At 34.3% G+C, this 20,989-nt stretch carries 18 protein-coding genes; 13 read left to right on the forward strand and 5 right to left on the reverse strand.

Annotated features, from left to right (window positions below):
- Window positions 1-41 precede the first annotated feature (41 nt).
- The 8 genes from QYZ68_RS03420 to QYZ68_RS03455 all read left to right on the forward strand — a co-directional run bounded on the left by QYZ68_RS03420 (window position 42) and on the right by QYZ68_RS03455 (window position 8,594).
- On the forward strand, window positions 42-1,001 hold the full coding sequence (locus QYZ68_RS03420; protein ID WP_301384171.1) for a hypothetical protein: 960 nt from the start codon (window positions 42-44) through the stop codon (window positions 999-1,001).
- Window positions 1,002-1,017: 16 nt separating this feature from the next.
- Entirely contained in the window at window positions 1,018-1,989 is a 972-nt protein-coding gene (locus tag QYZ68_RS03425) for an N-acetylmuramoyl-L-alanine amidase family protein (protein WP_301384172.1), read from the forward strand.
- Window positions 1,979-2,581, forward strand: coding sequence for a flagellar filament outsheath protein (locus QYZ68_RS03430; protein WP_301384173.1), 603 nt, complete (start codon window positions 1,979-1,981; stop codon window positions 2,579-2,581). The genes QYZ68_RS03425 and QYZ68_RS03430 overlap by 11 nt, the downstream gene beginning before the upstream one ends.
- Window positions 2,582-2,608: 27 nt before the next feature.
- The gene (locus QYZ68_RS03435) at window positions 2,609-3,640 is read left to right on the forward strand and encodes a flagellar filament outer layer protein FlaA (RefSeq protein ID WP_301384174.1); all 1,032 of its coding nucleotides are present in this window, start codon (window positions 2,609-2,611) and stop codon (window positions 3,638-3,640) included.
- A 61-nt stretch (window positions 3,641-3,701) separates the two neighbouring features.
- Window positions 3,702-6,272 (forward strand): chemotaxis protein CheA, encoded by a 2,571-nt coding sequence (locus tag QYZ68_RS03440; RefSeq protein WP_301384175.1) that lies wholly within the window; start codon window positions 3,702-3,704, stop codon window positions 6,270-6,272.
- Window positions 6,273-6,279: 7 nt separating this feature from the next.
- Complete coding sequence (locus QYZ68_RS03445; protein ID WP_301384441.1) at window positions 6,280-7,608, forward strand: CheR family methyltransferase; 1,329 nt, start codon at window positions 6,280-6,282, stop codon at window positions 7,606-7,608.
- Window positions 7,609-7,619: 11 nt separating this feature from the next.
- Window positions 7,620-8,105: a chemotaxis protein CheX gene (locus tag QYZ68_RS03450; RefSeq protein WP_301384176.1), complete on the forward strand. Its 486-nt coding sequence runs from the start codon at window positions 7,620-7,622 to the stop codon at window positions 8,103-8,105.
- 48 nt (window positions 8,106-8,153) lie between these two features.
- The gene (locus QYZ68_RS03455) at window positions 8,154-8,594 is read left to right on the forward strand and encodes a response regulator (RefSeq protein WP_231760662.1); all 441 of its coding nucleotides are present in this window, start codon (window positions 8,154-8,156) and stop codon (window positions 8,592-8,594) included.
- Window positions 8,595-8,617: 23 nt separating this feature from the next.
- Here QYZ68_RS03455 and QYZ68_RS03460 read toward each other — a convergent pair whose 3' ends face one another.
- The 4 genes from QYZ68_RS03460 to QYZ68_RS03475 are packed head-to-tail and all read right to left on the reverse strand — an operon-like array spanning window position 8,618 to window position 11,692.
- Window positions 8,618-9,133, reverse strand: coding sequence for a hypothetical protein (locus QYZ68_RS03460; RefSeq protein WP_301384177.1), 516 nt, complete (start codon window positions 9,131-9,133; stop codon window positions 8,618-8,620).
- Entirely contained in the window at window positions 9,130-10,176 is a 1,047-nt protein-coding gene (locus QYZ68_RS03465) for a hypothetical protein (RefSeq protein WP_301384178.1), read from the reverse strand. Before QYZ68_RS03465 ends, QYZ68_RS03460 begins: the two co-directional genes overlap by 4 nt.
- Window positions 10,170-11,033, reverse strand: coding sequence for a hypothetical protein (locus tag QYZ68_RS03470; protein ID WP_301384179.1), 864 nt, complete (start codon window positions 11,031-11,033; stop codon window positions 10,170-10,172). The genes QYZ68_RS03465 and QYZ68_RS03470 overlap by 7 nt, the downstream gene beginning before the upstream one ends.
- A complete protein-coding gene (locus QYZ68_RS03475; RefSeq protein WP_301384180.1) occupies window positions 11,030-11,692 on the reverse strand; it encodes an HAD family hydrolase in 663 nt (220 codons plus the stop codon). The genes QYZ68_RS03470 and QYZ68_RS03475 overlap by 4 nt, the downstream gene beginning before the upstream one ends.
- A 220-nt stretch (window positions 11,693-11,912) precedes the next feature.
- On the opposite strand from QYZ68_RS03475, the gene QYZ68_RS03480 reads away from it, so the two are divergent.
- The 5 genes from QYZ68_RS03480 (at window position 11,913) to QYZ68_RS03500 (ending at window position 19,847) form a co-directional block, all read left to right on the forward strand.
- On the forward strand, window positions 11,913-13,490 hold the full coding sequence (locus QYZ68_RS03480) for an ABC transporter ATP-binding protein (RefSeq protein WP_301384181.1): 1,578 nt from the start codon (window positions 11,913-11,915) through the stop codon (window positions 13,488-13,490).
- The gene (locus tag QYZ68_RS03485) at window positions 13,491-14,642 is read left to right on the forward strand and encodes an ABC transporter permease (RefSeq protein ID WP_301384182.1); all 1,152 of its coding nucleotides are present in this window, start codon (window positions 13,491-13,493) and stop codon (window positions 14,640-14,642) included.
- On the forward strand, window positions 14,614-15,540 hold the full coding sequence (locus QYZ68_RS03490) for an ABC transporter permease (RefSeq protein WP_301384183.1): 927 nt from the start codon (window positions 14,614-14,616) through the stop codon (window positions 15,538-15,540). The genes QYZ68_RS03485 and QYZ68_RS03490 overlap by 29 nt, the downstream gene beginning before the upstream one ends.
- Before the next feature lie 140 nt (window positions 15,541-15,680).
- Window positions 15,681-17,918 carry a methyl-accepting chemotaxis protein gene (locus QYZ68_RS03495; protein WP_301384184.1) on the forward strand — a complete coding sequence of 746 codons (2,238 nt, stop codon included), beginning with the start codon at window positions 15,681-15,683 and terminating at the stop codon, window positions 17,916-17,918.
- A gap of 27 nt (window positions 17,919-17,945) precedes the next feature.
- The gene (locus tag QYZ68_RS03500) at window positions 17,946-19,847 is read left to right on the forward strand and encodes a methyl-accepting chemotaxis protein (RefSeq protein WP_301384185.1); all 1,902 of its coding nucleotides are present in this window, start codon (window positions 17,946-17,948) and stop codon (window positions 19,845-19,847) included.
- A 34-nt stretch (window positions 19,848-19,881) separates the two neighbouring features.
- On the opposite strand, the gene mnmA is transcribed toward QYZ68_RS03500, so the two are convergent.
- Window positions 19,882-20,946, reverse strand: a complete 1,065-nt coding sequence (gene mnmA / locus QYZ68_RS03505) for a tRNA 2-thiouridine(34) synthase MnmA (protein WP_301384186.1) — start codon at window positions 20,944-20,946, stop codon at window positions 19,882-19,884.
- Window positions 20,947-20,989 lie beyond the last annotated feature (43 nt).

A 20,989-nucleotide genomic window follows, 5' to 3' on the forward strand; every position in this document is an offset into this window, starting at 1 on the left:
GACCATTATAGTTTAATTGTAGGGATTTTTGAAGTAGGTCTATGTATTTTAAAAATAGTGACTATTCTTATACGGTTGTTAAATCTAGGAGTAATTATGTACAAAGATCTACTTTTGGGATTTCTTTTGTGATTTTAAATAGAGGTACAAAAATTTTCAGGGAGGATTTATTTGAGTTCCTCTCCAATTTTGATTTCATAAGAGAAATTATTTCTATTGAAAGACAGAGTAACAGAGTTTCTCTCCAGCTTATTTCAGATACCTATAACAAATTGAAATTTATCTTGATTTCTGATGATTTAAATTCAGGAGAGAAAGTTAACTTGGCGATGAAGGAATCCATCTGTAGTTTTGTTTTTGTTTTGCAAAGTGACATGTATTTATTAAATCCTTTTTGGATTCCTAACATATTCAATGAGATAGTTAAAAAGAATGTACTTCTTGTTGGCGGGGAATTTTTTGATAAAGAAGAAGAGATTGTTCCCTCAGTTTTCCTTCCCACTATTGATAAGCATCAAAAATTGAAGGTTATTTTAGTAAATTCTGAGAAGGATTATGAGAAGACTTTAATTACTATGGACTATTGTGGTCTTTACTCTAGGGAAAAGTTTATCCAGTTGGGGGGTTTTGATAGGAGAATTAAGAATGAATATTTTCAAAGGCTAGATTTTGGACTTAGAGCTATTTATTTCGGGGAAAGTATTTTTATTTACAGGAAACTTCGTATACAGTATACTGCTATCAATTTTCCAGAAGATTTAACAAAGAATAGAAGTTTTTTGATTTTTTTGCTTAAAAATCACGTCCCAATTTTTATTGGAAATGGAATTAAATTTTCGTTTTTAAGATTTTTTACGGTCTGTTTAAGATATGGCATTAATCCTTTGAAGTTTAGCAGGGAATTTAAAGAGATAAGGAATGAAACCATTAAAAACAGCTTAAGGTTTAAAGGTGACTTAAAGAGTGCAATTGAACTTTGGGAAAGTAATATTATTTATTAACTTGATTTTTGTATGCATGTTTGTAGAAGCGCAAGAATTTGTTTACACTAACATACTTGATGCACTTGATGAGAGAGTCTTTAGACTTAATTTTAATGTCGAAAGTGATATTTTGACTGTTAAGCATGAAAAGGGACATCTTAAATTTAAAATAGGATTTGAATATTGTCTTTCGTCCACTGGTTACTATATTCATGTTGATCCTATACTTTTAAGGGAAGGGGAGATTTTAATAACCAAAAGGGCGTTGAGGCAGCTTGAAAATTATTTTAAGTCCATGAAAAGTTATAGTAAGCCAAGAATAACGTCGATAGTTATTGATCCTGGTCATGGCGGGCATGACAGGGGAGCTGTTGTTACGCATAAGATAGATGGGAATGATGTTACTCTTCTGGAGAAGGACTTTGCATTAATTTATTCTATACATCTGTATAAAATTTTAAGCAATTATTTTCTAGATAGGACTATTTTGTTAACTCGTGTTGATGATATTTTTATACCACTGAGGGATAGGGCTGAATTTGCAAATGCAATTAAACCAGATTTTCCAAATAACGTAATCTTTTTGTCCATACATGCAAATAATGCCCCAAATCCTGTTGCTAGAGGGATTGAGTTTTGGTATCTTCCTGAAAATTCAAAAAGAGAAGTTGTGAAAAATTTTAAAGGATATGATATTAAGGGTAATAGGTACCTGAGAGAACTTAATGATATACTTGATGTTAAGTATAAATATGAGTCAAAAAAATTAGCCGAGATTTTATATGAAACCTTTGTCGCTGCTGTAGATGAAACCAAGGTACGCTCAATTAGGGAGGAGCAGTGGTTTGTTATAAAAAATAGTAGTATGCCTGCCGTGTTAATTGAGATTGGATTTTTATCTAATATTTCTGACGCGAGTTTAATTTTGAATTACAATTACATGAGTAAGGTGAATATGCTGATACTTAAGTCTTTAGTTAAGTTTATTAAATTTTATGAGAAGTAGTTTGTTGAGTATATTTGTGAGGTGTAGGTTTTTTTGTTTCAGACGTCTTGATGCTGGGGGAGGGGGGTATTTAATTGGGGCGCTTTGTGTACTTTTGTTTTTAAGTTTTTTTTATTCTTCGTGTGTGATTTTTTTAAATTATGATAATATTTTTTCTAGGAAGGTTTTTTATTTTTATTCTGAGCGTGAGTTGGTTTCTGACTTAAGGTATTTAAAGGAAAGGCAGACTCTTAAGGAAAATTTGGATTTCTTGGTTAAGGATTTTCTGTTGGGTAGTAGTGAGGGGTTTTCTTTGCTATTGGACACAAGGAAGGCCAAGTTTTTGTACTCTTTCATGAGTAATGGTATATATTTTGTAAATATATCGAGAGAGTTTTATGATTCTTCGGGTAATGTTGGTCATCATGGGTCTGGTGGGCTTGGGATGAGTTTATTTATTAAATCTTTAGAAGAAACAATTAATTTTAACTACCCTGGTTGTGTGAGGGAGCTTGTCGTTTTCGTTGAAGGGTCTGTTTTAGATGGTGGGAGCGATAGTTTTTCAGGCATCGGGTATCTTGTTAAGAGGCAAATTAAAAAAAGGAAGATTTGAGTGCTTTTTAGGGAAGGAGTTGTGTATATGGCGAAATTGAAAGCTGTTTTTGTTTTATTGTTTTTTATGTTGTTTAGTCCTGTTTTTGGGCAGGAAGCTGCTGATGAGGCGGGCGGTGGAGGCCAGAAGGGTGATCTTGGTGTGTTGGTTCTTGATTTTACAGAACTTGAGAAAGATCCAAGCTCAACTAAACTGGATCTTGCAAACTATGTTGATTATGTTTATTCTGGGGCTTCAGGCATCGTTAAACCAGAGGATATGGTTGTAGACCTTGGAATAAATAATTGGAGTGTGCTTTTGACCCCTTCGGCAAGAATGCAGTCTTATGTGAGAAATTCTCTTGTAGCGCCAGCTGTTGTTAAGAGTGATTCTAGGAGATATGCAGGCGATACAGTGTTGGGGGTGAGGGTATTATTTCCTAGTCATTCTCAGTCTTCCGCTATGGTTTTACCCCCATTTAAGATTCCCTTTTATTCTGGAGAAGATGGAAACCAGTTCTTGGGCAAAGGAGTTATTGACAATGTCAAGACTATGAAAGAAGTTAAGGTAACTGTGTATAGTTTGGGTTATGAGGTAGACCTTGAAGTTTTATTTGAAGATATGAATGGTATGGAATATGCCTATCCCTTGGGTACCTTGAAGTTTAAAGGTTGGGCTGATTTGGTGTGGTCAAACCCTACTTATCTTCCAAACATGAACTCTAGAATAGTTAGAGATGATATTCCCAATTATCCTATCGCTTCAAGTAAAATGAGATTTAAGGCCTTTAGGGTATCGAAGTCACATAGTTCAAGGAATCAGAATTTTATTTTTTATGTTAAAGATGTAAGGGTTCTTTATGATAAGTTGAATGTTTCTTTGGATTCTGATATTGATAATGAATCTGTGTTTAAGGTTTATGAAGAGCAGGGGGCGGAATCTCTTAGAAAGTTAAAAGCACAGGAAACTTTTAAAAGAGTTTTAAGAATTAGGGAAAATGTCTCAATGCCGGAAGGTTCTTTTCAAGATTTTTTAGAAAAGGATACTAAAAAGAACGAGTCAGTCACTCAAGCAAAATAGATTTGATTAGGGACTAGTCTGAAGATTAGTCCCTAATCTTCAGACTAGGGAAAATAGGCCGATGCTGGATGCAGAAAACGAAGAGCTTTTGGGGATTTTTTTTGAAGAAGCTCAAAATCTTGTAGATACCCTTGAAGAAAATATTATGTCATTAGAGGACGATCCCAATAACTCGGGGACTATTGATGAGATATTTAGGGCAGCACACACTCTTAAGGGTAGCTCGGCTTCAGTTGATATGATGGAACTTTCAGGGTTTACTCATGTTGTTGAGGATGTGTTTGATGCTATTAGAGGTAATGGGTTAAAGATTTGTCATGAGCTTGTTGATTTGCTTTTAAATTCACTTGATATTGTAAAAAGTATGTTGGACGCACGCCTTAATGGAAGCGTTTATTTGGAAGATGTGAGTGAGCTTAAAGGGAAGTTAATGGGATTTTTGGGCAAAAGTGACCAAAAAATATCTATGATTTCTTTAGGGGAATCAGTTGGTGATAGATTTTTGCTTTCATCTTTCGACCTTCATGACATACGTGAAAGCTTGGGGCTTGGGCAGAAAGTTTTAAGGGTTAGTATTAATTTTAATAAAGACAATCCTATGGCAACTATTTCTGGAATACAAATGTTTCAAGCTTTAAAAGATTTGTCTCCAGTCCTTCATACAGTTCCTAGTTATGAGCAAATTGTTGCCGATGAGTATCTACCTAGAGTGGATTATTACTTAATATATTCAGATATCGGCAATGTGGAGAAAAAGATAAATATATCCGATGTCGTTTCAAATTATACAATTGAAGAACTTGATATTGAGGATGAATTGGAAAGGGCAGAGGCAAGAGAGAGGGATGTTATTCGGCCTAACCTTTTATATGGGGATGAAGTTCAACTTTCTAGTGCTGAGCTTGTAAGCTTAAGGGCTCGTATTGGGGCTGCTAAATTATTTGAAGTGAAATTGAATTTTAATAAAGACAATCCCATGGCAACGATTTCTGGAATGCAGATGATGCAAGCGTTAAAAAGCTTGGGAGAGGTTTATAAGTCCATTCCTGATAATGTTGAGTTATTGGCAGATAAGTTTTTTGATGTCGTTGTGTACTATTTAGTGACAGATACTTCGACAGATAGCATTACTAGAAAGGTAAATTTGGAAGATGTTGTTGTTAGCTTTGAGATTAGGGAGGTCAACTTAGAGGATGTTAAGGACTCGGGTTTAGATACTGAGACAGATGAGGCATCTACTAAGCATTTTAAGAAGGGTTCTCCTTTAAATGTTAATTTAATTAGAATTGATAGCAAAAGAATAGATTCTATATTAAATCTTGTAAGTGAAGCTGTTATAAACAAATCAGCTTATAATCAAATAAATTCTGATATGACATCTTTGCTTTATAGTTTTAATTATTTTTATGATTACCAAGAAAGTTTTCAGAGGAATTTTTTAGTAGATTTGAAAGTTGTCTTTAAAGATATGGGATTGGAGTTAGAAGATGCTGTTGAAACTCAAATAAAAAATTTAATGAATCATAAAATAGAGAGAACTTTGCATGATATGGGAGAATTGAGAGATTCTTTCTTAAAAATTCTTCAAGATTCAAAATTTGCTTCTGGTAGGCTTTCAAGAATAATTACTGATTTACATGAGAGTGTTTTAAGAACAAGAATGTTGCCGGTTTCTGGTATTTTTTTGAGATTTACAAGAGTTGTAAGGGATTTATCGAGGAAATTGGGTAAGGTTGTAGAACTTGATACGGAGGGAGGCGATACGGAAATCGATAAGTCTGTTATAGATGATCTTGTAGAACCTTTGATGCATTGTGTTAGGAATTCCATGGATCATGGGCTTGAAACTTCTGAGGAGAGACTTAAGAAGGGCAAGGATAGGGTTGGTCGTATACTTTTGCGCGCTAGAAATGAGGGCAATATAATATCGATAGATATTGCAGATGATGGCAGGGGGATAGACCCGAATATTATTAGACAAAAATCAATTGAAAAGGGGATAATTAAGAGAGATGAGGTTCTTTCCGATAGTGAGGTTCTTAACTTGATTTTTTCTCCTGGATTTTCAACAGCAAGTCAGGTTACGGATGTTTCTGGGAGGGGAGTGGGTCTTGATGTTGTAAAAAAGAGTATTGAGAAGTTAAATGGGGCTATTTTAATAGATTCAAAGATTGATGTTGGTACTACTTTTAAAATTAAGTTACCCTTGACATTGGTAATTGTTCAAGGGCTTCTTGTAAAATCGGGAAGTGAAATTTATGTTATTCCTTTAAACAGCGTCCTTGAGACGCATAGGATTAGCGAAGAAAACATTAAACGAATTGAAAATAAACACGAAGTATATAATTTAAGAGAAGAAATTGTGTCTGTACTTAGACTTGATAAGCTTTTTAATATAGAAAGGTATGAGGACTTATCTGAGAAGTTTTTAATAGTTATTAATGTTGATGACAAAAAAGCAGGAATAGTTGTAGACCTTATCCTTGGAGAAGAAGATTTTGTTGTAAAGCCTATTAAGGATAAGTACGCTTCAAGCCTTGGGATTGTTGGAGCTACTACACTTGGCGATGGTAAAGTTGTTTTAATTATTGATGTGTTTAAGCTTTTTGAGTTAAGGGATATGAAGGAATAGATTTATGATGGACATAAAAGAGATTCATTTGGGAGATGATGAATTGAATGGGTATAAGGTTAGAGAGTCTAGTTTTGTTAATTTGGATTTCAAAGTAGTGTCTTTCAATATTGGCGATGATAATTACTTAATAGATATAATGAAAGTTAAGGAAATTAGGAAATCTGGCAATTTTACATATGTTCCAAACGCTAGGAAGTATGTGGTTGGTCTTGATAATTTAAGGGGAGAGATAATATCTATCATTGATTTGAGGGTAATGTTTAATTTAAAGACCAGTGAAAAGGAACTTGAGGATATTATGGTCCTCAGAAATGAAGATTTATTGATTGGTATCATTGTTGACAAGGTTAATAATGTTTTCTCGATTGATTCTTCTCTAATACAAGATCCTCATCCTGTTTTATCTCAAGATGCATTTATAAAGTACATAAAGGGAGTGGTTGAACATGAGGGTAAATTGTACATACTCCTTGATATAGATAAGGTTTTCAATTATGATGAGGAAGATGAAGGCTTGCTGGCAGGTGAAACAAGTGTTGATTTACCTGTGGAAGAAAATCTAATTGAACTTACTGAACCCTTTAATGATTTTATAGATGATTTGAAGGTTATGAGGGATGGTCTTTCTCAATATTCTTTTAACACATCTTTGGTAAATAGCGAGTTTTTAAGAGAAGTTGGAATAAAATTAGGTATAGCCGGTATTAATGATGAATCTTATGGGCGATTTTTGGGTGAGTTTTATTCAAGATCGGCGGGGCGCTTGTGGGATGATAGTTATTTAAGAGAGTTTCAGAACGAAGTTGTCGAGAGGTTTGTGGGTGGTATTGGTGGTGCTGGTTCTATTTTAAATGTTTTTGAAGTTGGATGCGGGGATGGAAAGGAGACAGTATCTTTTGTGAATGCTTTGTGTGAATCTTATAAAAAACTTCTTAGGGTGACGGCTATTGATAATGATTTGACTAAAGTGATTGGTACTTCTAATTTAGTTTTCTCAGAGGCTGAAATTGGCTTGAGCGAGATTTACAGAAAGAATTCCTTTGAACAGAGGCCAGGACTTTATAAGTTTAAGGCAGAGATTATGAATAATATTTTGTTTGAATATTCGGATGCCATTTTATCGGAGTTTCCTGAGGATTTGGGGATTATTTTCTTGAGGGATGTTTTGTGTTTTTTTAATAATGAGGAACAAGCTTTGATTCTAGATACAATTGCAAAAAAGACTGTTAGTGGAGCTCTTTTGATTTTGGGAGATAATGAGAAGCTTAAAGATAATGATATTTTTGTAAAGGAAAGGTCTGTGGAACATTTTAACTTGTATAAAAAGATCTAAAGGAGAAACGAATGAGAATAGATTATATAGAACCATTTTTGGATGCTGCTTCTTCGGTTTTAAGGGATATGTTGCTTGTTGAAGATATTAAGATGGGAACCCCTGGGCTTAAGTCGATAAATCAGAAAATAAAGGGAGTTTCTGTGATTGTGGGACTTGCGGGATCTGTTGAGGGCAGTATTGTTATTGATATGGATGTTGATACAGCTCTTTTTATTGCTTCTAAGTTGAATTTTGAGGATTATGTTGATTTTGAGGATGAGGAGACTAAGGAGATGGTTGCCGCTACTCTTACTGAGGTTGGCAATATTATTGCGGGTAATTTTGTTACCACTTTACATGCCAAGGGATTTATATTCGATATAACTCCTCCGGCTTTTATTTATGGAGAGAACATGAAGATAAGTAATAAAGGTTCAGAGGCCTTGATTGTGCCGTTTACCTTGCCAGATGGTAAGATTGTAGAAGTTAATATTGCAATAAGAGAGAGGGTTTGATATGATTATGGAGCTAGGATTACTTATTATTAGAAGAGAGGGTTTGATATGATCCAAAAGACTACTATTGCGATGGATTCTTCGGTTAAGCCAAAGGGTATTAACTATGAGACGGGAGTTCCTTTTAATGTTTTGATTGTTGATGATTCAGTTTTTACTGTGAAGCAGCTTACTCAAATTTTTACCTCTGAGGGGTTTAATGTTATTGATACTGCTGCTGACGGTGAGGAGGCTGTGATTAAGTATAAGAATCATTATCCTAATATTGATATTGTTACTCTCGATATTACTATGCCTAAAATGGATGGGATAACTTGTCTTTCTAATATTATGGAATTTGATAAGAATGCTAGGGTTATAATGATTTCCGCATTGGGGAAAGAGCAGCTGGTTAAGGATTGCTTAATTAAGGGCGCTAAAACGTTTATTGTGAAGCCACTTGACAGGACTAAAGTTCTTCAGAGAGTTATGTCTGTGTTTGTTAAATGATTTATTTAACCTGTGTGAAGGTGTTAGTTTCTGTAAAAGATCATTTCGTTCTTTATTTCGTTCATGGGTTTGGTGAAGTGTGTTATATTTAGATTAAGAATTTCGGGTTTGTTTTTCTTGTTGTTTCCTATGTACAACTCCAATTTGTAGAATCCTTTTTTTGTATAAAGTAGTGCTGTACTTTTAAAAACGGTATTATCTATGGGTTTAATTTTAAATATTTTGTGTTTGTAGAAGCTTTTGTCAATAGTTTCGCTTTTAAGTAGATATTTGTTGATCTCCCTGTGGGATGGGGCTATTGCATTGTAGTTGACTTTGTTTGTCATAATGCTTTTTGCAAAAATTTCTGTTATTTCATACGCTTGCATTTCATTTTGGCTCTTAGGATACTTAGTGTAGTACTCTTCTTCCAATATTAGATTGAAAGTGAAATATTCTTTCGTTTCCTCGGATGCTCGCATCTCAATTGAGGTTGTTATCAACCGTGCATTAATTATTGATGTATTGAGAAATAATAAGAGAAGCATTTTTCTTATCATGTTTGTTCCCTATTAATATTTATTATTTTTTTAACTTTCTCGATTTCCAAGGGTATTTTGGTCCTTCTTTTTGTATTTAGTTTTTCTTTAAGCAGAATGTCATTAAATTTTTTTGCCATTTTATATATTTTTTCTTCACGAAATAAGAATGGAATTTGAATTTTCCTATATTCAATTGGATCTTGTAGCACTTTTTGCATCAGTGCGATTGGATTTAGAAAGCTCATCTTAAAAAATTTGTAAAAATTCATTAAAAAAACAGCAAAAGAAATGAAGAGGGAGAATAAAAATATCCCAAGAACGGAGTCATTTTTTCTTTGTAAATATTTATCTATATAAAATTTTGTCTGATCTATTTCAATAATTTTGTATTCACTGGGACTATAATAAAGGAATGTGTCACTGGATTTGGAGTATATCGTACTTCCCTTATCTTTAATCATTAGTATAAAAGGATATTTTTCTTTTATGTAATTTTTTTCAGTTGCTATTGAGATATTCTTTATGATATTAAATTCTTGTTTTTCTGGAACTGTATTTGCAAGGCTTAAACTTGAAAATATTATAAAAAATATAAATGGAATCAGAAGGCTTATCGAGAATGTCCTAGCGAATGCAATGAGTATTAGATTTTTCTCCTGCTCATTATAGTAAATTTCAATCATTAAATCATTGAATCTAAGAAGTCTTAAAAATCTTAATTTAAAAAGAGAAAGTATGATTGGACTCAAGATAGCTTCATGAGGATCGATTATGTTTTTAATTTGATTAGAACTGTAAAATATAAGAGGAATTAAGCAATGCAATATATCAAAGAATAAATTATTTCTTACATATATCTGTAGTTGTTTTGCAAAGTAAGCTTTTGAAATTTTGCATAAAAAAATTAATATAAAAATTAAATCAAACAAGAATCCAATAGATATAAGACCAAATCGGATTTTATATGTGAGAAAAAGTATTATTGACAATTCCTCTATTAAAAATGCAAGTATCGAGACGATTAAAGTAGCTTTTAAGACATTTGAAAGTATCCTTACCATTTATTTTTCCTTGCTATTTCCAGAAGCTCTTTAATAACTCTTGGATCATAATCTTTTGAGCCTGACTGTTTTATTGAAAACCAGCTTTCGTCGTATCCTAAAAAGCCCTTTGTTTTATTATTTTTAATATTCGGAATTCTTACCCTATTTGAAAAAATTGATATCAAAGTTGCAACTGGAGACATATTACTCAAGTTTTCATACTTAAATAAACTTTGGGTTACTATGTCAACTATATTTTTGTCCAAAAAATCGATTTCTGTGCTGATCATTTCCACTATATCTTTGATGTTATGCGAACTTAAATCTATCTCTTTTTCAAAGCAAATTTTAATTATCAAGGTTCTCAATAGAAGCAAAACTTTTATGTAGTTTTTTATAATTTTTGAAGAAGTAAAAAGATTATTTTCCTTTTTAATCAGATACACTGTGTAAGAATTTTTATCTTCAAAAAGTTTATTTATATAAAATGTAATAAGACCGCTACTTATTGCATTAAAGTTGTATAGGAATTCTTTTCTAAGATAAGAATTAGTTTTAATGCTGTAAAATATTGATTCTAGGTTATTTTTGTTAAGTTCTTTCCTAAATAGTTCTCTTATAATGTTAAAATCAATAGATTCAATACTTGACAAAACTAGGGGAGTAACTATCGTATCTGTTTTCTCTTTGACGTATCGAATGAGCAATTTGATATCAGATTTAAAATCTTCATCTATGAATGTTGAAATGGTTCTATTATTTTCTTTCAAATATTTAATTATCTCGATTTCTTTTTCAAAGACTGACAAACTCTTTATGTGTTCATGATTGAATAGATAATGATACAAGTGGGGAAAGTATGCCTTTGTATTCATTTTATTATGCCCAAAAGTTCGGAAGGCTTGTTTATGATATATTTTGCTCCATTTGCTTTCAATTCTTCTATTGTTCTAAATCCCCATGAAACTCCAATTGGCAGAAATCCAGCATTTCTAGCAGTTATCATATCAACATCACTGTCTCCTATGTATGCAACCTCCTTAGGTTCAACATTGAGTTCCATTATCATGTCAAGGGCATTTGCAGGATCTGGTTTTGCTTCAAACCTTGAAGAGTAACCTCTGATTTCAAAAAAATCTATGTCTTTAAACATATCTTTTGCCACTACCAAGAGTTCGTCATGGTTTTTGTTGCTTAAAATTCCTATTGGAATTTTAAGTTTACTAAGCTCAGACAGAAGATCCGGTATGCCATCATATGCCCTTGTTTGAGAAGTAAGGTTTTGATTATATTCTTTTACAAATTCTTCGTAAAGATTGTACTTAAGGCTTTTATCATTAAAGTTTATACTCAGATATTCTAAGGTTTTTTCTACAAATTTATCGAATCCTCTTCCAACAAAGCTACTAAATTTATCTGTCTTTATTTCTTTGTATCCTAGATTTTTTAATGCAGAATTCATCGAAAATGCAATATCTGTGATGCTGTTTATTAAAGTTCCGTCCATGTCAAAAATGCAAGCTCTTATTTTCATGACTTAATTCCTTCAGAAGTATCGATGTGTTGTGCACTCATTTTATCATTATTTTCTGTCTTTCATTAAGTCTATTTCATGATTTGAAATATTTGAAGTTGTCTTTAATTTTTTCGCAAAGGTCCTTGCCAACATTCCCATTTAAGTTTTATTATATTTTGTAAGAGTTATGAATGAACGGCGTTTTCCTTTCATGTGTTTTCAGGTCAGGTTTTAGTTCGTGCAGGGTATACTGGTTTTAGATAGAGTAACAAAGCGGTATGGAGATTTTGTAGCTAATGATGAAGTCTCTATGAGCTTTAGAAGGGGGGAGATACATGCAATTCTTGGTGAAAATGGCGCTGGTAAAACCACTTTAATGAAAACTATTTACGGGGTGCATAAGCCTACGAGTGGTCGCCTTTTTTTAAGGGGTAAGGAATTAAACCTTAAAGATTCAAGTGAATCTATTCGTAATGGTATTGGTATGGTTTTTCAACACTTCATGCTAATTCCGAATTTCACAGCTGTACAAAACATTATATTGGGATATGAAGATTCGAGTTTTGGATTTATTAATTATGGGAAAGCGTTTAAAAAAATACTCGATATTTCTAGGAAATATGGTCTAGCAATAGATACCGATAGGCAGATTCAAGATTTGAGCGTTGGAATGGGGCAGAAGATAGAGATAATCAAGGTTCTTTATCGGAATGCAGATATCATTATTTTTGACGAACCTACCGCAGTACTTGCTCCGGGTGAGATCGATGAATTTATGAAGATTTTAAAAATGTTGGTTTCAGAGGGACATACTGTAATACTTATTACACATAAGATAAAGGAAATAAAGGCTGTAGCACAAAAGTGTACAATTATGAGGCTTGGGAAAGTGATGGGAACTTTTGATGTTTCCGAAGTTGACGAGAAAATTCTTACCAAATTAATGATAGGTAAGGAAACGGTTCTTGATGTATCTAGAAGACAGTTTGTTGACAGTACAAACATTCTTGAAGTTAAAAACTTGAATGTTAAGGATGAGAGGGGCGTGCTTAAAGTTAAAAATGTTAGTTTTAATATCAGAGCTAGTGAAATTTTGGGGATAGCTGGAATTGAAGGGAGTGGACAGGAGGAATTAGTTGAAGCTATCCTTGGTGTGAGAGCAGCAGTCAGTGGAGAGATATTTAAGAAGACTGGAGATGAGTTTGAATCCATAAAGGGACTTAGTGTAAAACAAATAATAGATAGAAAGATCGGCAGTATCCCGTCTGATAGACAAAAGCACGGTCTTATTCTAGCTTTCAGTGTTTTACAAAATATTGGGATTAAGAGCTTTGATGATGTGAAGTACCTAGATATTAAGAAAAAAAATAAGATTAACAAATTGGGTCTTAAGGCATTGTATACCATTAAAAAGCAGTTTGTTGGGTTTAATTTAAATTTTCTTAAAAAAATAAGTAGACAACTTACAAATTCGTTTGATATTAGACCAAGAGACATTTTGTGTAAGGTTAAGAATTTATCTGGAGGTAATCAGCAAAAGGTAATTGTTGCCCGTGAGATTAATTTGGAACCTGAGGTTCTCCTAGCAGTTCAACCCACAAGAGGACTCGATATTGGTGCTGTTGAGAATATTTATAAGAAAATACTAGAACAAAGAGATGTAGGGACAGCTGTTCTTCTTGTATCTCTTGAGCTTGAAGAGCTTATGAGTGTTTGTGATAGAATAGCTGTGATGTACGATGGACAAATTGTAGGTATTCTGGAGGATAATTTTGATGTCAATGTTATTGGTAAAATGATGACAGGTATGGCTTAGGTGAGTGCTGGTAGTTGTAGGTATAAAGAGATAGCGCTTAAGTTTTTAAATGCACCAGTGTTTATTAACTTTTTTGCGTTGTGCTTGGGGTTTTTAGTTGTTGGCTTGGTGGTATCTCTTCTTGGTTATTCTCCCTTTAGGATGTATTACATAATAATAGAAATTATGTTCTCTTCTCCTAAGCATTTAGGCTACATTTTAAGTTATTCGACTCCATTGATTTTTACAGGGCTTTCGGTGTGTATTGCCTTAAAGGCAGGGCTTTTTAATATTGGGGTTGAAGGACAGTTTATACTTGGGTCAATTACGGCTTTAATGGTTGGAATTTTTTTAGAATTACCTCCTTTTTTGCATGTAATTTGTGTTTTTCTTGTGACTTTTGTTGTCTCAGGAAGTCTGGGGATTTTAATTGGATACTTAAAGGTTAGATTTAACATAAATGAAGTAATTACGGGAATTATGTTTAACTGGATTTTATTTCATATAAATAACATAGTTTTAGACATATCTTTCATTAAGAAAGAAAATAGTGACTTGTCTAGGTCAATCAGAGAGAGTGCTTTTATTGATTTTTTTGCTTCTTGGAAATTATCGCCTGAGGGACTCGCTTATAGGGCTGGAAACCCATTTATTAATGACTTGCTAAAGGCTCCTCTTAATTTTGGGATAATCATTGGAATTTTTTTTGCCATTTTAATATGGATTTTGTTAAGCAAGACAATACTCGGATTTAAGATTAGCTCTATAGGGCACAACATAGAGGCTTCTTATCGTGTGGGAATTGACATTAAAAAGGTTTTGTTATTTGCTATGTTTCTTTCGGGAGCTCTTGCGGGGCTTGCAGGAGCCGTACAAGTTATGGGAGTTAATAAGGCAATATTTAAGCTTTCTTACATGGAAGGAACTGGTCTTAATGGTATAGCTGTGTCTTTAATAGCAAATAATTCACCAATTGGAATAATATTTTCAAGTATTTTATTCTATATTCTGCTCTATGGAAGTAGTAGGGTCCAGAGTTTGATGGGCCTATCCTCTTCGATTGTATCTTTGATGATAGGGATAGTGGTACTTGTGATTTCTGCTAGTCATTTTTTAAATAAGATGATTTTGAGGGGTATAAGGGGTGTTAGGCGAAATAGTATTTCTAATTAGTGAAACTTTAGTGAATTCTCAAACTTTAATTCTAGCGGGTTTAGGGGGGCTTATAAGTGAGAAGTGTGGAATAATAAACATTGGCCTTGAGGGAACGATGGCTCTTGGCGCGTTTGTTGGTGCTACATTTGCATATTTTTATGGATATCCATTAGTTGCAATTTTTGTTGGAGGGCTTTCAGGAGTTATTCTATCAAGCCTTCATGCGATTTTTACTATTTTTCTTAAATCAGACCAGATAATAACTGGAATGGCTATTAATTTTTTGGGACCAGCCATTGCTATGTTGTTCGGTATTTTTATTTTTGGCTCTTCTTCAACTCCTCCAATAGATGTTAAGTTGCCTATGCTTTTTGACGGTGTTTTCGATAAAAAATCTCTCATATTCCAGCTTTTTGGAAAAAGATATTCACTCTATATAGCAATAATGTGTGTTATTTTTGCTCATATTGTATTCAGGCATACTAAAATTGGGCTTAGAATTAAGGCTAGTGGCGAAGATCCGGAGGTTTTAGAATCTCTTGGGGTAAATGTTGTTATGATTAGGTTTTGTTGTGTGCTTTTGAGTGGTCTGTTTGCGGGGGTGTCTGGGGCAGTGATTTCTACTGTAATTACCTCAAGCTATATGCAAGGAATTATTGGGGGGCAAGGTTTTATCGCTATTGTTATGCTAATTTTTGGGAAATGGCGACCTTTTGGAATCTTAATAGGTAGTCTTTTATTCTCTTTCGTAAGAACTTTAGCCGTTGTAATGTCTCAAATTCCTTTTTTTTCTTCAATGATATCTCCTAAATTATTAATCATATTGCCTTATGTTGTTGTGATCCTAAGTCTTATATTTTTTTCGAAAAAGAGCTATCGGCCTAAGTCTCTAGGCTTGCCTTATAAACAAGATTAGTTTCATTCTTAATTGAACCATTGAGATTATTTAATGTTTGTTTGGGAATTATATTTTTTGATCTAAAGTTGTAGATGGTGTCTATTGATCTTGAATTTGTTAACGTTATTAAATAACTGGTTGTTTTACGAGGTAGTTTTATGTTGAAAATTAAATACAAGTTTGTGGGATTTTTGTTCGTATTTTTGGTTGTGATTATACTGTGTTTTTCTTGGGGTTTTAAGTCTGTTTTGGGTGGTTATGTGGAAAGCTATTATAAGCAGCTTACAAGGGGGCAAGTTAGGAGAGCTTCTTTTGCTATTCAATCTTTGTTGGACACATTTTACATCATTTTGGACGGTACGGGTTCCACTATAGCTCTTGACACTCTTTATGAATATTCTTTTTTAAAAAGTGGTGGGCGGCGTGCCTTTTCGGGAGCTGAGATAAGTAAAATGAGGGAAAACTCCAAAATGATACTTGATACTGTTAAGACAAGCAAGAGGTATCGTGAACGAATATACAGAACGCTAGCAGATTTGAAAATAGATACTGTTTATGAGGAATTTGCGTTTCTCGACTTTGAAGGTAAAGTAATTGTTACTACAAGGCATGAAAATAATATGGATTTTGGGCAATCTGAGTCAGGAACAAGATATTTTAAAAGGACCTTGGATGGTTATAAAAGAGATAAGCTAAATTTTGTTGGTTGGTATATGGGTCTTACTGAGGGAATAGCAGGAGAGGTGGCGGTGAAGTCTCGTCAAAAAGAAAAAAGAGCTTTTGCGGTAGCAGTTCCTGTGTATTCAGCAGAAGATAAAGTGGTTCTTGGTTATTTGGTTGGCTATTTAGTTAACGATGTTATGGGGAACATCCTGGATAGATCTAGATTTGGCTTTTACAATAGGGGGAATTTGCTTTACTTGGACCCAAGTAATCATGCTGTTAATCCTTTGGTAGAGTACAATGAAAGTGCAAAGATAAGTTCAAAGTTTATTAGCCTTTTAAAGAGTACTTTGTCTAGGCCCCCAAGGCCGGCTGTTGTAGCGACCGAGGCTCCAGTTTATGAGATTAAGAGAGCTTATTTTCCAGAGATGGGATTGGACAATTATTATGCTATGTTGCCGATTAACAGTAAGCTTGGAGAAGATAGTGGGCTTTTGATTGCAAGAATTCCTTACGAAGATATTTATGGTGTTATTGAAAGCTTGGCTCTGAGGTTTGTCATAGCTTCTATTTTGGGAGCTGTTGCGATAGTGGTTATTCTGGCAATGAGGATAGATACAATTATTAGTTATAGATTGGACTTGATTAGAGATTTAGTAGGTGAGGTAGTTCAGGGGGATTTAGATAAGGAGTATAGTCTTGATAATAAATATTCTGATGAGTTAAATTCTTTAGGTATGCAAATTATTAGAATGAGAGATAACATTGCAAGTGCTATTAAGAGTGTTCTTAGCAATATCAGCTGTGTTAATAAGGCGAGTATTGAAGTTGCTAATTCAAGTCAGAATTTAAGTTCTAGTGCATTACAGCAAGCTTCAACTCTTGAGGAGATGTCAGCAAACATTGAGCAGATATCAGCTGGGGTTAAAATGAGTGCTAATAATTCTCGTCAAACAGAACAAATTGCACTAAAGACTAATGAAAATTCACAGATAGGGGGCAAGGCAGTTGAAGAATCTGTTGTGGCTATGCAGGCTATCGTTGAAAAGGTTAGTGTTATTGAAGAAATAGCTAGAAAGACTAACTTGCTTGCTTTAAATGCGGCTATTGAGGCTGCAAGAGCTGGGGATGAGGGTAAAGGGTTTGCCGTTGTGGCGAGTGAGATTAGGAAGCTTGCCGATCTTAGTAAGATTTCTGCGCTCGAGATTGGTGAGCTGGTTGAGGAAAATTCTAGAGTTGCAACAGAGGCAGGTTTAATATTCAAGGATATGTTGCCCGAAATAGAGGAGACGACTAATCTTGTTAAAAAGATTTCTGATGAAAGCTCCAATCAGGATGAACAGATTACTCAGTTTAAAATGGCTCTTGATCAGGTTGGAGAAGTTGTCCAGGCTTCAGCGGCGAGTAGTGAGGAACTTTCAAGCATGGCTGAGAAGATGCTTGAGAAGTCAAAAGAGCTCAGAAGCGCAGTATCTTTTTTCAAAGTCAAGGATGTAGATATTCTTGGTCCTGGCGATTATTTTGGTCCTGATGAGGATGGTACTGGTTTTGTATCTGGAAGTGTTGGTGCTTTGGGTAAGGATAATGGTTTATCCTTGAGTGATAGGCAGGGTGATGTGTATGGTAATTCAGGTGTAGGCGGTGAGCCTATTAATAAAAGGGTGGATCCCGATAAGGCTATTGATATTGCAGGTAAGAAGTTGAATTTTGATGAAGATTTTTCGGATTTTTAGAGTTATTTTTGTAGTAGGTGGTAATGTATGAAGCTGAGAGCTAGAGTATTGATTCTCGTTAGTATTCTTATATCGATTTTTATTTCTGTGTTGTTTTTCATATTTGGGATGTTGATTAATAGTAACTTGGCGGATCAACAGTTGGATCTGATGAAGAATTTGATTCGAAATGTTAAAAATTCTTTAATGATCTACGTTTCTTCAATGGAGGAGAGGGTAAAAATTAATTCAATGTATTTAAACTCGTCTTCTAAATTTGAGTCAATTGCTACTGTTAAGTCTAGGAGGATGGAATTTATTGCGGAGCAGACTGAGATGCTCGTTAAAACAGGTAGTAATATGATGATGGTTGATAAAAATGGGAGCATAGTGTTTACTACTGCCGTTAAGGATAATAGTGATTATGGCATTTCAATTGCTGATAGGGAGTACTTTATTAAGTTAAGAGAGTCCAGTTCTGTTTATAATTCCTCTGTTCTTTTAGCAGAGCCTGGTTCTATTGAGGAGGGCTTAGTCAAAGGTGTTTCCAAAATAAGGAATAAGGCAGGTCAGATCCCTTATTTATTAATAGGGATTCCTTTAAGGGATTATGAGACTAGTGACATTCTTGGTTACTTTATGCTCTTTTACGCAATTGATCATGTCTATAATTCGTTCAAGGGTATTAGTTTTGGGGCGTTAGGAACCGGTAGAGCTATGGTATACGACAGGGCAGGTGCGTTTCTTATGCATCATACTTGGTTACCAGGCGATAATTTGGCTTCCATTAATCCCTATTATAATAATATAGTTAAGACCACATCTGAAGATTTGATCCAGAAGGGTAAAGACCTTGTTGTTATGCATTATTTTGATCCTACAAACAACGGAAAGCCATATGTAGGTCTTGCTCAAAAGTTAAAAGGGCGATTGTCTAATTTTCCCTTTATAGTGTTTTTACGGGTTGCTTCTGTTGATTTTTATTACATGAGTAGGTTGACCACTTTTATTTTAGGTATAGGTTTTATTGTTACTTTATTAGCACTTGGCTTGGTGACTGTTTATCTTGTATCTAGGCTTAGTTCTTCTTTGAATGGAATTTTGAGCTATTCTGAGAGGTTGGCTTCTGGAGATTTCACGGTTACAGATAATCCTTTAAAGTGGGAGACTCTGGAGCTATACAGGCTATATGAGAATTTGGAGCTTTTAAGGACTAATTTTTCATCTATAGCAAGGGGAGTTATTGAAAATCTTGATTACCTTTATGAGAATGCAATTCAGATAGCAAATGCAAGTCAGAATTTGAGTTCTGGTGCGGTAGAGCAGGCTTCTACTTTGGAAGAAATGACGGCAAATATTGAACAGATATCCCAAGGTGTCTCTGAGAATACTGATAGTGCGTCTACTACAGAGAGCATTGCTGTCAATACTAATGAGAGGACTAAGGAGGGGCATAAATCTGTTGTAAAGGCTATTAAAGCGATGGAAGTTATTACAGATAAGATAGGCATTATTGATGAGATAACAAGACAAACTAACTTGCTTGCTTTAAATGCTTCTATTGAAGCCGCTCGAGTAGGGGATAAGGGTAAAGGGTTTGAGGTTGTTGCTGCAGAGGTTAGAAAGCTTGCCGATCAGAGCAAGGATTCCGCTAGAGAGATCATTGACATAGCGCATAGGAGTTTAACTATTGCAAGCAGGGCAGGTAATAATTTCGAGCAAATTGTACCCGGTATGGAAGAGACAGCTAGGCTTGTTAAGAATATTACTATAGAGAGTTCTAACCAGAGTAATCAAATAGGACAATTTAAGAATGCGATAGAACAAGTTAGTCAGTTGGTGCAAACAACAGCGTCAAGCAGTGAAGAGTTGTCAGCAATGTCTGAAAGGATGTTAGAGAGTGTTAAGGACTTAAAAGAATCAGTTGACTATTTTAAGGTTGATAAATAGAGGTAGGGGGGGGTGTAAAGTTTACGTGGGTTTGCTAGGCTAATGCTTTAAGAATTTTAGCTCCCCCTAGGCATTCGTCTTCTTCGTAAAATATGCAGAATTGTCCAGGGGAGATCCCGTAGTCTTCTTTTTGTAGGTAGACTTGTATGAGGTCTTTTTCTAGCATTTCTATTTTACATCGTGTTTTTTGCTCTCCGTGTCTTATTTTAACGCTTAGGTTTCCGTGGCTTGATGGTTTATTTATCCAGTTCGTTTTATGGACTAAAAATTTTTGTTTTCCTTGTTTTGGGTAGTTTTTACTGTTTGATATATAGATGATGTTATTTTCAATATCCTTCTCTATCACAAACCAAGGGCCGTTGCTGAGTTTAATTCCTTTTCTTTGTCCGATTGTAAAAAACCAGTAACCATTATGAGTCCCAAGTATTTTGCCTGTCTCTTTTTCAACTATGTTACCCTTAAGTTCTCCTAGATGATATTTGACAAATTCATCGTATTTTATTTTTCCTAAAAAACAAATCCCTTGGCTATCCTTTCTGTTTTTGTTGGGCAAATCTATTTCCTGTGCTATCTTCCTCACTTCGGCTTTTAGTAGGTTCCCTAGAGGGAAATATAGCTTTGACAGTTGTTCCCTAGAGAGGTTGGACAAGAAGTAACTTTGATCTTTGATTTTATCCTTAGCCTGTTTCAGTATATGATGATTGTTATTAGTTTCAATTTTGGCATAATGACCTGTAATAATTAAATCATAGTGCTCATTGACTTTATCAAAGAAAGCTCCAAATTTTATCCTCGTGTTGCAAAATATATCCGGACTTGGAGTGTTTCCAATTTTTAATTCCTCAATAGCATAAGTCACTACTCTTTTGTAATATTCATCTTGTAGATTGATAATTGCATACGGTACGTTAAATTTTTTGCAGATAGCTTCTACATACTCAATGTCTTCCTTCCAAGGACACTCTCCAATGTGGGAAAGCTCATCTTCAAGCCAAATTTTCAGATAATAACATTTTATATGTTCACACCCTCTCTTTATCATTTCATAAAGAGCCACGGAGCTGTCTACTCCCCCAGATAAGAGTACTGCTATCTTCATAACCTGTTTCTTCCCGAATTATAGCATATCTAATTTTGATGTT

The organism is Borrelia sp. P9F1 (genome assembly GCF_030436115.1).
GTDB lineage: Bacteria > Spirochaetota > Spirochaetia > Borreliales > Borreliaceae > Borrelia.

Excerpts from the sequence above, each read along its gene's own strand:
- QYZ68_RS03495 (WP_301384184.1), top strand. The coding sequence starts at position 15,681 with ATGTTGAAAATTAAATACAAGTTTGTGGGATTTTTGTTCGTATTTTTG.
- QYZ68_RS03455 (WP_231760662.1), top strand. The coding sequence starts at position 8,154 with ATGATCCAAAAGACTACTATTGCGATGGATTCTTCGGTTAAGCCAAAG.
- QYZ68_RS03460 (WP_301384177.1), bottom strand. The coding sequence starts at position 9,133 with ATGATAAGAAAAATGCTTCTCTTATTATTTCTCAATACATCAATAATT.
- mnmA (WP_301384186.1), bottom strand. The coding sequence starts at position 20,946 with ATGAAGATAGCAGTACTCTTATCTGGGGGAGTAGACAGCTCCGTGGCT.
- QYZ68_RS03420 (WP_301384171.1), top strand. The coding sequence starts at position 42 with ATGTATTTTAAAAATAGTGACTATTCTTATACGGTTGTTAAATCTAGG.
- QYZ68_RS03470 (WP_301384179.1), bottom strand. The coding sequence starts at position 11,033 with ATGAATACAAAGGCATACTTTCCCCACTTGTATCATTATCTATTCAAT.
- QYZ68_RS03435 (WP_301384174.1), top strand. The coding sequence starts at position 2,609 with ATGGCGAAATTGAAAGCTGTTTTTGTTTTATTGTTTTTTATGTTGTTT.
- QYZ68_RS03465 (WP_301384178.1), bottom strand. The coding sequence starts at position 10,176 with ATGGTAAGGATACTTTCAAATGTCTTAAAAGCTACTTTAATCGTCTCG.
- QYZ68_RS03445 (WP_301384441.1), top strand. The coding sequence starts at position 6,280 with ATGGACATAAAAGAGATTCATTTGGGAGATGATGAATTGAATGGGTAT.
- QYZ68_RS03440 (WP_301384175.1), top strand. The coding sequence starts at position 3,702 with ATGCTGGATGCAGAAAACGAAGAGCTTTTGGGGATTTTTTTTGAAGAA.
- QYZ68_RS03475 (WP_301384180.1), bottom strand. The coding sequence starts at position 11,692 with ATGAAAATAAGAGCTTGCATTTTTGACATGGACGGAACTTTAATAAAC.
- QYZ68_RS03430 (WP_301384173.1), top strand. The coding sequence starts at position 1,979 with ATGAGAAGTAGTTTGTTGAGTATATTTGTGAGGTGTAGGTTTTTTTGT.
- QYZ68_RS03500 (WP_301384185.1), top strand. The coding sequence starts at position 17,946 with ATGAAGCTGAGAGCTAGAGTATTGATTCTCGTTAGTATTCTTATATCG.
- QYZ68_RS03450 (WP_301384176.1), top strand. The coding sequence starts at position 7,620 with ATGAGAATAGATTATATAGAACCATTTTTGGATGCTGCTTCTTCGGTT.
- QYZ68_RS03425 (WP_301384172.1), top strand. The coding sequence starts at position 1,018 with ATGTTTGTAGAAGCGCAAGAATTTGTTTACACTAACATACTTGATGCA.